The sequence below is a fragment of the Sphaerochaeta globosa str. Buddy genome (genome assembly GCF_000190435.1).
In the GTDB taxonomy this organism is placed as follows: Bacteria; Spirochaetota; Spirochaetia; order Sphaerochaetales; family Sphaerochaetaceae; genus Sphaerochaeta; species Sphaerochaeta globosa.
Window position 1 is genome coordinate 2,672,451 of sequence record NC_015152.1, and the last position, 15,303, is coordinate 2,687,753.

The window sequence follows — 15,303 nt, forward strand, 5'->3', positions numbered from 1 at the left end:
TCATTCCTTGGGCAGTCGTTTGGTCCAATACTCATCAAGCAACTTGGCAATATCCATTCTTGAGTTCTTTCCGGCTAGATATGCCTGAAGCGGGGCGGCCAATACGCTCCTGTGGTCTGAAGGTGAATACGTAACGCCTTCGGCCAACAACCCGTCGTTGATCAGTTTCTTCAGACTGACATTGAACGGATTCGTGGGCTGTAACGTAACGTTTGAGAACGCAGGGACAATCTCACACTGATTCACCAGACAATCCTGCCCTTCCTTTGTGAATACCAACCAATTCAAGAACAATCTTGCAGCTTTTTTCTGCTCTTCGCTACTGTTGATTTTGTCAATCATAATAAACTTTGTTGCAGCTCCAAAAGCTTTCGCCTGGACAGCGGGGGCACCGTTAATGGGATAGCCGCAGATACCATATTCCATACCCTGAACCGCAAAAGGGGCAAAATCAGGCCATGCCCAAGTTCCATTCAGCCAGAAAGCTGCTTCCCCTTCCGCCACATAGCTGGCATTCAAATCATAGTCTGCAGCGAGCGGATCAGCATGGTTGATATTGGTGGAAATGAGATAGTCGTAGGTATCCATCACACCCTGGAAAATTGCATTATCTTCATACGTAGTCTTGCCATCGTGTACAGCTTTCAGGAATTGAATCCCACCCTTAATTGTCCCATCCTGCAATGCATATATCCATTGGTAGGTCTTGTTGACAGACCAATCTTCCGAGTTGAGGACGACGGGATACTTCATCCCACCTTTCTGCAATTCAGTACAGAGGGCCTTGAAAGCGTCGAGCGTTGCATAGGCAGTTGGAACAAAGGGTTTTCCAATAATTTTCTCAATTGCAGTCTTGTTATACAGCAAGCCAGTACCTTCAATGGTGAAAGGCATACCATACACCTTGCCATTCATCACCGCCCCTAGTTCTCGCCCCCCAAGAGGAACCCAAGTTTCGTCAGACAAGTCGACCAATTTTTCTGCATACAAGTCCCGAATATTTGCCAAATCAACAATAGCCAACGTAGGGGCTTCACCTGATGCATACTTCTTGGCCAAAGCATCACCGGGAGAGGATGTCTCATACAGTTCAATGTCGACATTGTACGTAGTGCCAAACACCTTACAGCCTGCCTGTAATGCTTCTGTAATTTCTGGTTTTGAATTCATGAATGTAATCGCAACAGTTTTTGGGAATGGGCTTCCTCCTACCAGCGCAATTTCTTCTGAAGAAACCGAAGACTCCCTCTTGATCGGGGCAGCTTGTTCAATATTTCCTGCAGCAAACGCTGGAAATACAAGGGTAATGAGTAACCATACCAGCAAAGCTTTTTTCATAATTCTCTCCTTTTTATGATACAGCATCTTCTCGTGTAGTGTAGCACTCATTGCATATTTGTCAACGCTTACATGTGGTAGATTTTTAATTAATTCTACATTTATTTGTATTTAAACCCTCTTTTGCACAGTGTTGGTCGCCAACTGCAAATAGAGCGTTAGTTTGAGTATTTCTCTCTGTAACTGAGCGAAATAGGGTTTTCGAAAACCCTGTTGAGTAGAGTTTCAATCTTTTTGTACGGGTCGTTGGGAGGATTGACAATAAAAGCAAAGAGGTTCAAGTAATCAGAGAGATTGGCTCTGTCAAAACCGGAATGCGAGTTCAGGAACTGCTTGAGCTGTCGACAGCGCTGGTTGATTTCGTTCATTGGATTTTCCTTGTCAGGCAAGCCTTTGAGCGACTTCGAGCTATGAGCTTCACTCACCAAGTGCAGGTCTTTCACCAGACTGTCATGGCTTTTCTCTCTATCATGGACAAGGGTTGTCCCTGGCTCGATATGATGAAGGAATGCCTCCAACGTTTTCTTGGAGGATGTCTTTCCGTTCCCCTCGATGGTACAGAAAACATGGCCGGAGAGATCGCATCCTATCCCCATGCAGATCTGGTTTCGTGATAGACCACGATACTGCAGCCCATCCTCCTTCATCTGGATATCTTCTTTCCTCAGCTTGTAGAAGGTCTCATCGATGTAAGCTTTTCCCCTGAGAACAATAGTATCTTGGTATCCCCTGAGTGTAAGGCAGAGTTTGGATGTCCAGTAATTCGTTGTTGTGTCGCTGTTTCTGTTTGATTTCGATACTGAGTTGAAGCTCTGCATCCTGAACAAGCCGAGCAGATAATCCACCCATTCGCTTATGGGTATCTTGTGGTTGTCGAATATGGTGCCCGTTGTGACCGTGAAAGTCCTTTCGCAATCCGAACACCGGTAACGTCTGACATGGTTGCTCGTGAATCCGTATTTCTGGATCTTGAGGCTCTGGCAATACCGGCACTCCTGGGGTGCATAGGAGTTGAGAAGCTCACTTTCTTCGGTGTCCGAAATTGAGGGATGCTTCTTCTTGTAGTTGGACAGATTGATTGCATCAATGAATGATTGCAACGGGGTCGCATCGTCCTTGCCGGTCCAGGGTGTCTCCTTCCTGGATGAAGTGATATGCTTGGGCATTGTGGTAGTCCTAAGCATTGGGAGAACAATGGGCAGGGACTACCACATCTTCTGCTCCATCGCCCTCTCAATGCCTTATTACCTTACCACTAATTTCAATATTTTGCTAACAGTTTACCAACACTGTGCAAAAGAGGGTTTTTGTATTTTAATTTATTATATTATTATAATATATTGTTTTACATAGTTTTTAAAATTCTCTGTATGGTAATTGCTTCTACCATAGAATGCAAAATATATAGATTTAATGTAATCGCTTACATATTCTCTAATCAAAAATATATCAATCCCAAAAAGAAAGATCATTTCGTCCTTAGGTATCTAGGGAACAAGCCATTCAAAGCGTAAAAAACGGCTTGTGGTGAATTCGGTGAAAAGTCATCGTGAAATCTATAGTTCGCTTGAAATTGGTTACCATTTCAAATTTCCGATAAAAATCATTTTGTACAAATGGATATATTGTTTTTAGGATACATATACAGGAGTATGTATAAGTAAAATTATACCTAATCGTATTTATCTTTTTTTATTATATATATTTAATTAATTTTTAAGAAAATTACCTGTACTTCTAGACAATAAATGAGATAGTTGTTTTATGCAAATAATAGTTATATTTTTCATGGATTTCTACGTTTCTTAGCGTAGAATAACTATAGAGAAGCAATTCCAAGGAGAGAATCTTTGATGAGAGCAAGCCAACAAATCGATCCAGAAACCCTCAGGATCACCGACATGCGATTTGCAGATATCATCGATGCACCGAAGCGATGTACTTTGATGAAGATCATGACAAATCAAGGCATCGAAGGGTACGGAGAAGTCAGAGATGCTGCCAGTAAAACTTATGCACTTATGCTAAAGAGCAGAATCATCGGCGAGAATCCCTGCAATGTAGATAAGATTTTTCGAAAAATCAAACAATTCGGAGGTCACTCCCGTCAAGGTGGTGGGGTCTCAGGCATCGAAATTGCACTTTGGGATATTGTAGGCAAAGTCTATCAAGTCCCTCTTTACCAACTGCTCGGAGGCAAGTATCGAGACAAAATACGAATCTACTGTGATACCGATGTAGAAGGTAGACATAGTGGGTTGGAAATGGGGAAGGCACTGAAAGAACGGATGGCGATGGGATTCACTTTTCTAAAAATGGATCTTGGTATCGGAATGTTATTAGGTAAAGAGGGAATGCTTACTGCTCCTTTAGGATTACTTGAGGAGATGAAAACCTATGCTCCGCATGTATTGAATGCCCAAGGTGGTTCTGTTACTTCGGACATGATCAGTCATCAGAAGAGTTATGCCCTTGCCACTACAGCTCACCCATTTACTGGGATTCACCTTACGGAAAAGGGTCTGGATTACCTGGAAACGTATATTTCTGACGTCAGATCGGTTATTGGGTATGACATCCCGCTGGCTGTAGACCACTTTGGTCACGTTTGTGTTGAGGATGGCATACGTTTCGCCCGTAGGATGGAAAAGTACAATCTTGCCTGGATCGAGGATATTGTTCCCTGGATGTACACTGACCAGTATAGGCGCCTTAAGGAAGCAACGACCATTCCGGTCTGTACAGGGGAGGATATCTATCTCGCAGAAAACTTCAAACCGTTGGTGGAGTCGCATGCTGTCTCGGTTATCCACCCAGACATTTTAACCTGCGGTGGAGCTGCAGAACTGAAGAGAATAGCCGATATGGCCGATGATGCCGGTATTGCAGTGGCCATTCATATGGCTGAAAGTCCAATCGCGTGTATGGCAGCGGTACATGTAGCAGCAGCAATGCATAATGTCATGGCCTTGGAACTACACTCTGTGGATGTTCCGTGGTGGAAGAATATTGTCATCGGTCTTGATGAGCCGCTTATTCATGATGGATTCATCAAGGTGCCAGAGAAACCAGGACTCGGTATTGAGTCTTTGAACGATTCGGTTATTCAAGCGCATCTCAATCCCAAGATTCCAGGCCTGTGGGAAAGCACCGATGAGTGGGACCAGGAGTTCTCAAACGACAGACTCTGGAGCTAAAGGCTCCAATACTATAAGGATGGGTACAAAGCTATGATTTTCACGACACCAGAGGAGTTGATTTCAATAACCCCCCAATGGAAAGGAGAACGGTTTGCCGACGGGAGGCCCAAGGTAGCGGACCGCTACTTGGAGGCTTTACGACAGATGACATTGGAGGAGCTATGGAAGGTCATCTTCGTCAAAGGGTATGAAAACCAGTTCATTGCGATGAAGTCGCTCCACCCGGAGTTCAAGGAGTCCGGGGATGTTAATTGTAAGCTGATCGGTAGGGCGGTAACTGCCATGTATGCCCCCTCTCGGCCGGACTATCATGAAGCTTCCCTCACCCTTGCACAACAGAAGGGGCTTTCCGGTACACCCAACCAGTGGATTATCGACAGCCTCACCGAAGGCGACGTAATTATTATTGACATGTATGACAAAATCTATAAGGGAACCTTCGTAGGTGGTAATTTGCTTACTGCCATCCAAACGAAAACAATTCATGGTGGAGCTGTTATCTGGGGCGGCATACGAGATGTAGAACAAATGCAGAAGGTACCCGATGTACAGGTATATTACCGAGGCATCGATCCAACCCCAATCAGAGATTTCTCCATGCTTCAGATGAATGGTGCCATCAGGCTTGGCCAGGGTCGGGAAGCAGCCATCTGCCTCCCCGGGGATATTGTGTACGGTTGTAGTGGCGGAGTGCTCTTCATTCCTCCACACCTAGTAGCTTCTGTGGTCGATGGAGCGTTCAAGACGCAGATCAAGGACCTTTTTGGATTTGAGATGATCTCCCTGAATCGATTCACTACCGCCCAAATAGATAAACATGTCTGGACGAAAGAAATGCTCGATCTGTTGGTCGAGTTCATCAAAACCGACCCAAAAGCAGATGCTTACCGCGGAATCGATTGGTCGGAAGAGTATTCTTTAGCAAATGACCTGACCGCACACAGTGGTCAAAGTGCATTATAAACCGTTTATTTCGTTGTTCCAAAAAGGAGGAAAACATGAAAATGGTAAAACGTATCGTATTGGCTCTGCTCGTGCTCCTGCTCAGTTCATCGTTGTTCGCAACCGGACAAGCAGAGACCGCGGCAAAGCCCGTTGTCTTGAAAGTCAGCATGGCAGAAACCTCGACTGACATCAAGGGCGATATCATCAAGGATATGGCCGCTGAGGTTGAGAGTGCTACCAATGGAAGAATCAAGTTCGAAATCTACTACAGTAACGAACTGGGTTCCTTGGCCGACGTCACAGAACAGATGGTCATGGGTGGAAATATCTTGGCAGGAACCTCCGGTGACTTCTATGCCACCTATGGAAGTCCTGACATCATGGGGACGGCGCTACTATACGCTCTTCCAACCCCTGATGCCGTGCAGAAGTTCAATGACTCTCCGCTTTTCCAAAAAATGGCGAACGACATTGAGAAGGCCTCTGGACTAAAGATGCTCTGCATGAACTGGGCTGCTGCCCCTAGAAGTGTGATGTCTACCAAACCTATCAACAACATTGCAGACTTGAAGAATCTCAAGCTTCGCGTTCCCGGTGCAGCAGTTTCTGCCTTCTTCCAGGCTTTAGGCTCCTCCACCGAGTCGATGCCCTTTAGCGAAATTTACACAGCCATGAGTCAAGGAGTGCTTCAGGCTTGTGAAGCTCCATTGAGTACCCTTTACTCTTACAGCCTGCATGAAGTCGCCAAGAACATCTATCTCTCGGAACACTCCCTCGCTCCGTCATGCTGGGCAATGAGTGCCACAATCTTCAACAGTCTCTCCTCCGCCGACCAGAAGGTCCTTCAAGATGCTATGGTCAAGTACGGGAAGGTTTTCACCCAGAAGGGATTGGAAACGCAAGCCTCGTATCGTCAGAAGATGGAAGAAGCCGGTGTGAAGTTCGTCAAACCCTCTGCTGTGGATGTCGAGACTCTGAAGAAGGCAGGCAAGGCTAGCTTTGCAATGTTCCCGAATATGACTGCGGGGCTCTTCGATCAGATTTCTGCGATAATCTACTAACCTATTTGAAGACCCTCCTTTCGATGGGAAAGCCTATCGGAAGGGAGGTCTTCTCTCAAATTCATACAACACAGGAATGAGTAAATGAAAAAGAAACTCCTTTGGTTGATACTTCACATTGAGGAAACCATCTCGGTCATCGGCCTCTCGGGAATGTTGCTGTTTACCATCTTCAATGTGGTCATGCGCTATGCATTCGATAGACCCAAGAGCTGGGCGACAGAACTTGCGGTCATCTGCCTGGTCTGGGCTACCTTTCCCGGAGCTGCTGCCTGCCATAAAAAGAATCTCCACTATGGAATGGATTTCCTCGTCAACCGACTGCCCGAGAATATGCAGTATAGACTTCGTCAAGTCCTAATGGGGGTTTGCGTAATTCTATTCGCAACACTGACCTATGTGGCTATCGCATTTACCATCAGAACTACCAAGACTACTTCATTTTTCATGGTCTCCTACCGATTCATCAACAGCGCAGCCATCGTCGGGTTCCTCAGCATGACCATTTATTCGCTCTACTTCTTCATCAAGAGTATCAAAGCACCTGACTATTTCAAGCAATACTACGCTAATGCCTATCAAGAAACCGACGATATGAAAGTCGAGCTTCAAGGAGAACAAGCATGAACCTTATCCCATTGTGTATCCTTGCCATTAGCTTCATGCTTGGCTTCCCCTGCGCCTTCGCCCTGATCATCTCGGTCATCCCCTACTTCATCCTTGACCCCTATATTTCAATCAACGTCGTCATACAACGACTTGTCTCCTCTTCAGAGAGTATCTCCTTAATGGCCGTCCCCTTCTTCATCACCGCCGGCACAATCATGAACTACTCAGGAATTTCCGGAAAGCTCATGTCTCTAGCCGATGCCCTGGTGGGTCATCTTACCGGTGGTCTTGGACATGTCAATGTCCTTCTTTCCACCTTGATGGGAGGTATCTCCGGAAGCGGAGCTGCCGATGCTGCAATGGAATGCAAACTCCTTGTTCCCGAAATGGAGAAGCGGGGGTATGACAAAGGCTTCAGCGCTGCAGTAACCGCAGCTTCAGCTTGCATTACTCCAATCATCCCTCCTGGAGTTGGGTTAGTCGTCTTCGCCTTCGTCTGTGAAGTTTCCCTTGGGAAACTGATGAGTGCTGGATATATACCCGGTTTACTGATGATGATCGGCATGATGCTGTTAGTTGGCTTCATCAGCCGAAAGCGAGGATACAAGCCCTCAAGAACAAAACGGGCAACCATCAAGGAGATTTTGACTCTGACTAAGCAGTCCAGTTGGGCGCTCTTCCTCCCCTTTGGATTAATAATGGGCCTTCGTTTCGGCATGTTCACCGCCACTGAAGGTGGAGCTATGATGGCTCTCTATTCCCTGATCATTGGTAAATATGTCTATAAGGAACTGAAGTTCCGTGATCTTCCCAAGATTCTCTATGAATCGGTATTGAGCATGGCAGCCGTCATGCTGGTCCTCACCGCAGCCAATGTCTTCAGTTACTATCTTAGCTGGGAAAGAATTCCCCAAGCCCTCAGCGCTTCACTCATTGAAATCAGCAAAAACAAATATCTCTTCCTACTCTTCGTCAATGTACTTCTGCTTATTCTTGGGATGTTCCTTGACGGCATGGCTACGATGATTATCCTAGCCCCATTATTGGCACCAGTTGCGACCGCATTGGGAATCGATTTGGTACAATTTGGTCTGGTTATGTGCCTCAACTGCGCCATCGGGGCGATCACCCCACCATTTGGGACTTATATCTTCCTTGTCTCAGGGACGGTCAAGGTGAAGACAGACCTCCTTGTCAGGGAACTACTTCCCTTCATAGGGGTTTGTATCGCGGTGTTAATAGTAATAACCTATATCCCATGGTTTACCATGGTCATACCCAATCTTCTCTTCTAAAGGAAGGCTAGGAATGTTTGACTCTGATTTTATCCAATCTATCTGTAGTCTTGAAGGAAAAAACGCCATTGTTACGGGGGGCAACCAAGGTATCGGTAGGGGCATCGCCTGTTCTCTTGCCAGGCTGGGAGCCCATGTTACCATTGTAGGAAGGAATCCTCGAACCCTTCAGGAGACGTTGAAGCTACTTCCTGGCGAGTATCATGAAGCATATACTCTTGATGTTTCAGACAGGAAAGAAGTAAACGCATTCTTCCAGACTTACAAAGAACATCATGAATGTCTTGATATCTACATCAACAATGCAGCTTACTCGGTCCATGCCACCTTGGAGGAAACAAAACAGGAGGATATCGATGGGCTTCTGGATACCAACCTCAAAGGTGCTCTTTGTTGCCTGCAGCAGGCCGCAAGGATCATGAAGGCGCAGAGAAAGGGCTCGATTGTGGTTATCACCTCAGTCAACGGGTTGAACCCTCACCCCACCCAGGCGATGTACTCGGTCACCAAATTCGCCTTGGAAGGAGCAGTGAAAGCCCTCGCTTCCTCCCTCGGCCCTTACAACGTTCGGGTCAATAGCTGTGCACCTGGTGCCATCGACACCCCAATCAATGCGGAGGCTTTCAATACCCCCGGATTCAAGGAGGAATTCAACAAGAAGGTTGCTCTCAGACGAATCGGAACTATAGAAGAAATCGGGGAAGCAGTAGCTCTACTTGCAGGAGACGCCTTCCGATACATGACCGGAGCCACCGTCGTCATCGACGGAGGACTGATGCTCAAGCAGGTTCCCTGATGCTCGGTTCGATAATTAAGGAAGCACAACCCAAAGTTGGGGAGATCTATTTCTGGTGGATAGGACAGAGCGGCTTCGTCTTGAAGACCGACTCCCTTTGCATCGTAATTGATCCATATCTTTCAACCACCTTGGAAAAGGCGACTATGGAGCAGAGTTGGAAACGTCACATTCGCATGATGGACATCCTGATCGAACCTATAGAGCTCTCCAAGGTTGATTACATACTCATCTCCCATGAACATCGAGACCACTATGACCAAGTGACGGTCAGCGGAATTCTCTCCTCCAATCCTGCATGTACCGTCATCGCTTCCAAAGCTCTCGCCCAAAGAATTAAGGCGGAACAAAACTGTAGGGTCATCAGTCTCGATGATGGACAACATTGGGATGAGAATGGATTGACTATAGACTCCATCCGGGCAAAGCATAACAACTATGACCAGAAGGAGGAAACAGGGTTCCCCTACCTGAGTTACGCCATTCGGCTTTCCTCCCATACCCTATTCTTTGCAGGGGACACAATTCCCCATCCCCCCTTGGAAGCCTTTTTATCCAGTATCAAGCCAGAAATGGCATTCCTGCCGATCAATGGCTACACCCAGGAGCTTCTTGAGAAGGGGTTTGCCTCGAATCTTACATACTTGGAGGCCATCAACCTCGCACTCAAAACAAACGTTGAAATCGCCATTCCCTGCCATTACGATATGTTCACAATCAACACGGAGCAGGTTGGTCGGTTCGTCAACGAGGCGAACAAACAAGGCCTTTCGTATCTGATTCCCACCGTGAACGATACCTATATTCTGGAACAAGGAGGCACTATCAGATGGATATTGCACTGAACTTTTTTGGGGACCACCACGCACCGTTGAAAGCCATCGCCCAGCAACTGGGCATCAACAAGGCTGTCTGTACTGTCCCTTACAGCGCAAAGCAGAGTGCCTATATTGAAAGCTGGCATACCTTAGCTTTGCGTTCCCAGATGCTTGAGATGAAACAATATGGCATGGAAATTGCCGTCTTGGAAGGAATCAAGTTCATCGATGCTGCCAAACTGGGAACCAATGACGCCGATCAGGCCATCGACAACTTCTGTACTCTGCTCAAGAATATGCACCAACTTGGTATCAAGACAGTCTGTTACAACTGGATGCCGATTTTCGGCTGGTTTAGAACGAACCTTGAGGTTCCTGTCCGGGGTGGTGCACTTGCCACAGCCTTTTCTCTCGATGCTGTGAAGGATCTAGAGGAAACCTCTGCTGGAAAAGTGAAGGCAGAGGACCTTTGGAAAAACCTTGCATACTTTATGAGTCGCGTGGTTCCTGTTGCAGAAATGTATAAGATACAGCTTGCCCTTCACCCGGATGATCCCCCGGTAGGAGAAATAGCCGGTGTAGAACGGATACTCACCAGTAGCGATGCCATGATGAAAGCCATTGACCTGGTTCCCAGCGAATACAACGGCATCGCCTTTTGTCAGGGTACTTTCGCTACGATGGGTAGTAATGTACCTAAGGAAATTCGACGATTCGACAAGCGCATCCATTTCGCTCACTTCAGGGATGTCACAGGAAATGCCGAACAATTCGTAGAATGCTTTGCCGATGATGGGATTACTGATATGGAAGAGACCATCGAAAGCTACTACGACATCGGCTTCAAGGGAGTCATCCGACCTGACCACACCCCGACCTTCATCGGAGAAAACAACCAGATTCCTGGATACGGCATTTTGGGTAACCTCTTTACCATCGGCTACCTAAGAGGCCTTATGGAAGCTATAGAGAAACGTAAAATACGGGAGAATCAACGCCTATGATCTCTGTACAGAATACCTACGATTTTTCCATCGACGAAATTCTCAGTGCCGTCTTCATTGAGACCCAACGTGACTGGAAGTTGAGCAATCTCTGTTTCATGGACCGTTGGATCCTCTGCTATTCGGTCGACGGAGAGGTCACCTATACCATTGACAATCAGTACAAGATGATCAAGAAGGGAGATATTCTTTTCATCCCTCCTGGAAAATCACGTTCCGCTACTACCAGCTCCTTCAGTCCTTGGAAATTCATCGTTATCAAGTTCCGTCTCTCCCATGTAAATGATGAGACCAAGGCAATTCTTGACTCTATCCCAAACATCCTCCAACTACCCAACCATCCGGTCATCCAAGGGTTTAAGGAAATGGAACTGGCATGGAGGACAAAAAAACCGGGTTATATCCTGAAATGCAAAGGGTTGCTCTATTCCATCATGTACCAGCTTTTTAGCAAGATGGCCGGGAATATGGAACATTCAAAGTACTCCAAAGTGCTATCCAATGTGCTATCGGTCATCGGAAGTAATGTACAAGAGAACTATTCGGTCCAAGAACTTGCTGAAATGGTCGATCTCTCATCCTCTTACTTCAGGACAATCTTCAAACAGTTCACCGGGTTCTCACCGGTCCAATACCAGAACTATATCAAAATGCACCATGCCTACGATCTGCTTACCTGCGAGCACTATACTATCAGCGAAGTAGCCGACCGGGTAGGTATCAATGATGAGTTTTATTTCAGCCGGCTCTTCAAACAGGTCATAGGTACACCTCCATCACAGGTGAAACGATGAATACGGATGATTTCAGTACCCTCACCAATCTATCAGCACGTGCTCAGCATGTCCTAGGGACCAATATTCTCCCCTTCTGGAAAGAAGCTCTCTTTGATGAGCAGAATCAGAGTTTTTACTCATATATTGACCAGAATCGGATACCCGACAAAACACGCCCGTTGAACGCCATACTATTGACCCGGATGCTCTGGGCTTACAGTGCCGTCTACGAACAGTCCGGGGACACTGCCTGTCTTAAACTTGCTGATGCTGCCTACAAAACCCTGCTCAACTCTTTCAGGGATCCTCTCTACGGGGGTATCTTCTACCAAATACAGGCTGACTCCACACCTTTGGTTCTACAAAAACGGATCTTTGCTCAAGCCTTCTACATCATCGCCCTGGCACGGTATTCAAAGGCTACCGGGAGCAATGAAGCGCTCTTGGAAGCAAGTAACACCCACCAACTTCTTCTTCAACATGCCCAGATAGTGAGAGGAGGTTTCACCGACACCCTCACTCGCGACTGGCGTGACGAGGTGGATGAACACTTCTGGTGGATGAACAACCAAGGAGCGCCTTTCATCTTTAACAGCCAACTGCACATGCTTGAGGCAGCAATTGAACTTCAAGAAGCAGCCCCAAGCGAAAAAAAATCAAATCAGATTAAGGACCAAATAACCTTCATTCTCCAATGGTTCCTCGATTGCACGAACAATCATCTATTTATCTCAATCTCAGATCAGGCTAAGCCAATGGATGAAACGATAAACTTCTCCAACGAACTGGAGACAGCATACCTTCTCAGACGAGCTGCAAGGCTTTGTGGAGACGAAAAGAGAGTCGACCAACTTTGTACTACATTGGTGAGAAATGTCATGCATATTGCTTTGGATGAGACGCATGGGGGCCTTTTTTTCTCATCTCATGTTCAGCATGGACTAAATCGTTGCAAGGTTTGGTATGTCCATGCAGAGGCAATGGTCGCTCTGTTGGATGCCTATGAGGCCACCAACGAAAACTGTTTCCTAAACTGGGCAACTGAAATATGGAAGTTTATCGAACAACATCTGGTCGACTGGGATGGAGGAGAATGGTTTTCTTCGGCAAAAAATCCCTACACAGATGAGGTGAGCATTCAACAACAGAGGGCAAGGGACAGCAGGACCGGCAAGGAGAAAGCCAGCGCCTACAAATGTCCCTACCATACCGTACGGGCCTGCCTTGAGATTAATCGACGAGTGAAGCAGCTTACTTCTTGACCAGAATTACTGGAATCAGCAAAAACTGAGCTTTCAGTGACTTGCCTGAACGAACCTACTAGACTTCCTTCCTCAATGGCAAACAAAGCGGAGACATTACAGAATGCATCTACAAACACAATACCTCCCACCAGCTTCTAAGCATCCAGTTCAACCTTCGAAATTGTCGTATCTATGCCAATCTCACCAAAGGGCGTGGCTTAATCCATTGACGGAGAAAAAGCTCAGCAATATCCTGCCCGGCATAGCAGCAAACACTTTTTCAATTCTCGCAGACTCGATATCGACCTTCGCTGGTTACGTGCCTGAGGAGAATGAACTTTTCTATCCAAAAGATGGCGTAGATGTCGTAGATGTCTCTCAAACCTGGTGGCATATCCTTTCAAAGAGAACAGGCTTAAGTCTTTTGGTCAATGAGTCCTATTCGGGCAGCAGAGTCAGCCGGACGGGAAACAGACCGATTACCTCTTCCTTTCTGGACGAGAAGAGACAAAGCCCACTATGCGGCGATATAATCATCATTTTTGGGGGAACCAATGACTGGGGAGCGAAGGAACAACCCGCTACCAAAGAAATCTTTACCGAAGCATACCGGAACTTGGTAGAGATGATGCTAAAGCGACACACAAAAAGCAAGCTCTATTTCTGCACACCGCTGCAAAGGACCGACCACGCACTAACAGAACAGAACATCCATGGGTGGACCCAACTTGACCTTGCCGACAGCATTCGATCTATCGTTGCAGACTATCCGAAAGCTCACCTGATCGACCTTGCCCTGCATCCAATCACCGAAGGAGATGGGATGCTTACCGACGGTCTCCATCCAACCCGCATGGGCATGGAAGTGCTCGCTTCCCTGATGCAGGCAGGCTTGAACCTTGTAATGGATTATCAGTAACAGCTGATGAATTCGACAGGCAGCTCCGCCATGTACCGTCCAGGTACCGCATGATTCTTCTACGTACGGCATTAATCTCCCATTGAGTGTATTGTATGGGAGATTACTATTGATTATGATTCCGTATATATGTGGTGCTTCTGCCGCCGCCTAGGCGGAAAATGATACCTTCCTCCTTGAGGCGTTTAAGTGCAGCCTCAACGGATGAACTACCGAGGCTGGGACAAAGCTCGAGAATCTGCGTCTTGGTGAATACTCCCAAGGTATCACCAACTGCTTTTCTTACAATCTCATACGGGGTACTCTTGAAGTCGACCGAACCAAGCCTGGTTTCAAAATCACGATAACAATTCAAGACAATCCCCAGAAAGTACTTGATGAAGGGAACGTAATCATTTTTCCTGTCACGCCAGCTGTTGGAGGCTTTCTCCAATACATCGTAGTACGTATCCTTTGACTTCTCAATCTTCTGCTCCATGCTGATGTACTTGCCGACAATGAAACCGCTTTGGTACAACAGCAATGTAGTAAGGAGCCGGCTCAGTCGGCCGTTGCCATCATTGAACGAGTGAATGCAGAGAAAATCGCAAATGAAGATTGGAATCAGGATCAGCGGATCAATCACTTGATTCTCACGAGCCTGCTGATAGCTGCTACAGATTGCATCCACTGCCATCGGTGTCTCAAAAGGCTCAAGCGGCGTGAAGCGGGTAAAGGAGCTGCCATCGGTATGAGTCTCAGTGGTGTAATTTTGGGAATTCTTGAACTTCCCACCGAAAGTCTTGTCAGTGTATGCAAGTAGGTCCCTGTGCAATTGCAGAATTATATCGCTCTTGAGCGGGATATGCTCGTAGCTTTCGTGAATCGTATTCAGGACATCGCGGTAGCCTACGATTTCCTGTTCGTCGCGGTTTTTAGGGGTAGTCCTTTCCTGGACCAAATCCCGCATCCGTGCACTTGAGGTCCCAATGCCTTCAATCCTGTTCGAACTGTCGGTGCTCTGGATCTTTGCCACCTCGATCAAACGTTCCAGTTCGACCGGTTTCTGCCTGAGATACAGCTCCTGTTTTCCCTTATGCTCGCGAATCTGAGCAACAAACGAGAGGACCTCACTGTCCCAAGAGCTTTCTTTCAATTTGATATAATCGAATTGGTGCATCTTTCTCCCACGTGTTTCCTTTATCTCCCATAGAATACTCTATTTTGGGAGATAATCAATCCCTGTGGGAGAAAACAACTCACTACATCCGCTTGGAGACAGAAAGCCCGTCCTTTTTTGTCTGGGCGGGCTCTCTACT

At 46.7% G+C, this 15,303-nt stretch carries 14 protein-coding genes; 11 read left to right on the forward strand and 3 right to left on the reverse strand.

Going from position 1 to position 15,303, the window contains the following annotated elements; all coding sequences use genetic code 11:
- A complete protein-coding gene (locus tag SPIBUDDY_RS12450; protein WP_013608121.1) occupies positions 1-1,338 on the reverse strand; it encodes an ABC transporter substrate-binding protein in 1,338 nt (445 codons plus the stop codon).
- Between the two features lie 158 nt (positions 1,339-1,496).
- A complete protein-coding gene (locus SPIBUDDY_RS12455; protein WP_013606063.1) occupies positions 1,497-2,504 on the reverse strand; it encodes an IS1/IS1595 family N-terminal zinc-binding domain-containing protein in 1,008 nt (335 codons plus the stop codon).
- Positions 2,505-3,191: 687 nt separating this feature from the next.
- Between SPIBUDDY_RS12455 and SPIBUDDY_RS12460 the strand changes: the two genes are divergently transcribed.
- The 11 genes from SPIBUDDY_RS12460 (at position 3,192) to SPIBUDDY_RS15830 (ending at position 14,005) form a co-directional block, all read left to right on the forward strand.
- On the forward strand, positions 3,192-4,535 hold the full coding sequence (locus SPIBUDDY_RS12460) for a mandelate racemase/muconate lactonizing enzyme family protein (protein WP_013608122.1): 1,344 nt from the start codon (positions 3,192-3,194) through the stop codon (positions 4,533-4,535).
- A 33-nt stretch (positions 4,536-4,568) separates the two neighbouring features.
- Complete coding sequence (locus SPIBUDDY_RS12465) at positions 4,569-5,501, forward strand: RraA family protein (protein ID WP_013608123.1); 933 nt, start codon at positions 4,569-4,571, stop codon at positions 5,499-5,501.
- Between the two features lie 35 nt (positions 5,502-5,536).
- A complete protein-coding gene (locus tag SPIBUDDY_RS12470; protein ID WP_013608124.1) occupies positions 5,537-6,544 on the forward strand; it encodes a C4-dicarboxylate TRAP transporter substrate-binding protein in 1,008 nt (335 codons plus the stop codon).
- Positions 6,545-6,628: 84 nt separating this feature from the next.
- Positions 6,629-7,171 carry a TRAP transporter small permease gene (locus tag SPIBUDDY_RS12475; RefSeq protein WP_013608125.1) on the forward strand — a complete coding sequence of 181 codons (543 nt, stop codon included), beginning with the start codon at positions 6,629-6,631 and terminating at the stop codon, positions 7,169-7,171.
- The gene (locus SPIBUDDY_RS12480; protein WP_013608126.1) at positions 7,168-8,448 is read left to right on the forward strand and encodes a TRAP transporter large permease; all 1,281 of its coding nucleotides are present in this window, start codon (positions 7,168-7,170) and stop codon (positions 8,446-8,448) included. Before SPIBUDDY_RS12475 ends, SPIBUDDY_RS12480 begins: the two co-directional genes overlap by 4 nt.
- 13 nt (positions 8,449-8,461) lie before the next feature.
- Entirely contained in the window at positions 8,462-9,244 is a 783-nt protein-coding gene (locus tag SPIBUDDY_RS12485) for an SDR family NAD(P)-dependent oxidoreductase (RefSeq protein WP_013608127.1), read from the forward strand.
- A complete protein-coding gene (locus SPIBUDDY_RS12490; protein ID WP_013608128.1) occupies positions 9,244-10,089 on the forward strand; it encodes an MBL fold metallo-hydrolase in 846 nt (281 codons plus the stop codon). The genes SPIBUDDY_RS12485 and SPIBUDDY_RS12490 overlap by 1 nt, the downstream gene beginning before the upstream one ends.
- Positions 10,074-11,066, forward strand: coding sequence for a mannonate dehydratase (locus tag SPIBUDDY_RS12495; protein WP_013608129.1), 993 nt, complete (start codon positions 10,074-10,076; stop codon positions 11,064-11,066). The genes SPIBUDDY_RS12490 and SPIBUDDY_RS12495 overlap by 16 nt, the downstream gene beginning before the upstream one ends.
- Positions 11,063-11,860: an AraC family transcriptional regulator gene (locus SPIBUDDY_RS12500; RefSeq protein WP_013608130.1), complete on the forward strand. Its 798-nt coding sequence runs from the start codon at positions 11,063-11,065 to the stop codon at positions 11,858-11,860. The genes SPIBUDDY_RS12495 and SPIBUDDY_RS12500 overlap by 4 nt, the downstream gene beginning before the upstream one ends.
- On the forward strand, positions 11,857-13,104 hold the full coding sequence (locus SPIBUDDY_RS12505; protein ID WP_013608131.1) for an AGE family epimerase/isomerase: 1,248 nt from the start codon (positions 11,857-11,859) through the stop codon (positions 13,102-13,104). The genes SPIBUDDY_RS12500 and SPIBUDDY_RS12505 overlap by 4 nt, the downstream gene beginning before the upstream one ends.
- A gap of 208 nt (positions 13,105-13,312) precedes the next feature.
- A complete protein-coding gene (locus SPIBUDDY_RS15830; RefSeq protein ID WP_245523778.1) occupies positions 13,313-14,005 on the forward strand; it encodes an SGNH/GDSL hydrolase family protein in 693 nt (230 codons plus the stop codon).
- A 106-nt stretch (positions 14,006-14,111) separates the two neighbouring features.
- Here the strand turns inward: SPIBUDDY_RS15830 and SPIBUDDY_RS12515 are convergent, their stop codons facing one another.
- The gene (locus tag SPIBUDDY_RS12515) at positions 14,112-15,164 is read right to left on the reverse strand and encodes a Fic family protein (protein ID WP_013608133.1); all 1,053 of its coding nucleotides are present in this window, start codon (positions 15,162-15,164) and stop codon (positions 14,112-14,114) included.
- Positions 15,165-15,303 lie beyond the last annotated feature (139 nt).

Coding starts and splice junctions, on each gene's coding strand:
- SPIBUDDY_RS12475 (WP_013608125.1), top strand. CDS start 6,629: ATGAAAAAGAAACTCCTTTGGTTGATACTTCACATTGAGGAAACCATC.
- SPIBUDDY_RS12485 (WP_013608127.1), top strand. CDS start 8,462: ATGTTTGACTCTGATTTTATCCAATCTATCTGTAGTCTTGAAGGAAAA.
- SPIBUDDY_RS12500 (WP_013608130.1), top strand. CDS start 11,063: ATGATCTCTGTACAGAATACCTACGATTTTTCCATCGACGAAATTCTC.
- SPIBUDDY_RS12450 (WP_013608121.1), bottom strand. CDS start 1,338: ATGAAAAAAGCTTTGCTGGTATGGTTACTCATTACCCTTGTATTTCCA.
- SPIBUDDY_RS12460 (WP_013608122.1), top strand. CDS start 3,192: ATGAGAGCAAGCCAACAAATCGATCCAGAAACCCTCAGGATCACCGAC.
- SPIBUDDY_RS12505 (WP_013608131.1), top strand. CDS start 11,857: ATGAATACGGATGATTTCAGTACCCTCACCAATCTATCAGCACGTGCT.
- SPIBUDDY_RS12470 (WP_013608124.1), top strand. CDS start 5,537: ATGAAAATGGTAAAACGTATCGTATTGGCTCTGCTCGTGCTCCTGCTC.
- SPIBUDDY_RS12480 (WP_013608126.1), top strand. CDS start 7,168: ATGAACCTTATCCCATTGTGTATCCTTGCCATTAGCTTCATGCTTGGC.
- SPIBUDDY_RS12490 (WP_013608128.1), top strand. CDS start 9,244: ATGCTCGGTTCGATAATTAAGGAAGCACAACCCAAAGTTGGGGAGATC.
- SPIBUDDY_RS12465 (WP_013608123.1), top strand. CDS start 4,569: ATGATTTTCACGACACCAGAGGAGTTGATTTCAATAACCCCCCAATGG.
- SPIBUDDY_RS12495 (WP_013608129.1), top strand. CDS start 10,074: ATGGATATTGCACTGAACTTTTTTGGGGACCACCACGCACCGTTGAAA.
- SPIBUDDY_RS12455 (WP_013606063.1), bottom strand. CDS start 2,504: ATGCCCAAGCATATCACTTCATCCAGGAAGGAGACACCCTGGACCGGC.
- SPIBUDDY_RS12515 (WP_013608133.1), bottom strand. CDS start 15,164: ATGCACCAATTCGATTATATCAAATTGAAAGAAAGCTCTTGGGACAGT.